Origin of the sequence: Bacillus sp. JJ722, assembly GCF_036963345.1 — a bacterium.
In the GTDB taxonomy this organism is placed as follows: Bacteria; Bacillota; Bacilli; order Bacillales; family DSM-1321; genus Bacillus_AD.
The window spans coordinates 8,165-8,996 of the sequence record NZ_JBALMO010000299.1; the positions used below are offsets into that span (position 1 = coordinate 8,165).

The 832-nt window shown below is 26.7% G+C and carries 1 protein-coding gene; it reads left to right on the top strand.

The window, feature by feature from the left end; translation table 11 throughout:
* Window positions 1-782: SMI1/KNR4 family protein (locus V7014_RS24365; protein ID WP_335511223.1), on the top strand; the 782-nt coding region annotated here is incomplete at its 5' end.
* Window positions 783-832 lie beyond the last annotated feature (50 nt).

An 832-nucleotide genomic window follows, 5' to 3' on the forward strand; every position in this document is an offset into this window, starting at 1 on the left:
CGGAGGATAATATGAAAAAATTATGGCTTGAAGGTAATTCTGACCCTATTAGACTTGAAGATATTTCTTTAGAAGAAATCGAAAAATTAGAAAGTAATCTAGGGGGAATTTTACCTGATTCTTATAAGAGGATAATTTTAGTGCAAAATGGAGGTTATATAAAATTTAATGCTGTCTCAATGGAAGAAGATTTTTTACCTATTGAATTTATAAATGGATTAGGACCAAAAGGGATGTTAGAGTCAAAATATCTTATTGATGAGTGGGATTTACCTCAAGATATATTGATATTTAGTGGTGATGGTAATTTCTGGTATGCGCTGGATTATAGAAAAAAACAAAAAAATCCTTCTGTAATTTACATAGAAAGTGAAGACAATACTATCATAAATGTTGCAAATAGTTTCGAAGAATTTTTAGATAAGTTATATGTTCATGATTATGAAGATGAGGAAGAAGAAATATGGACAATGGGAGAGGCCGAAGATATTTTTAATAAAGAAGATACATCACTAATTTGTGATGTATTATTAAGTTTTCAATATCCAAAACAAGAAGAACAAAAATGGCTATTCACTAAACTTTTAACATTTTCTACACACAAAGATCTTTATATTAGAGAGACAGTTCTAAGTATTATCTCATTAGTTAAGTATTATTTGGAGGATATAGAAAAGAACAATATAGATATTATTAAAGAAACTTTAGAAAAACTAAAAAATGACGACAATGAAGATATTAAAAACCGTTCCGAGTACTTTTTAGAGACTATATTTGAATAATATAAAAATTATCAACTTGTATTATTTTATATTTCATACTTCAATTTATT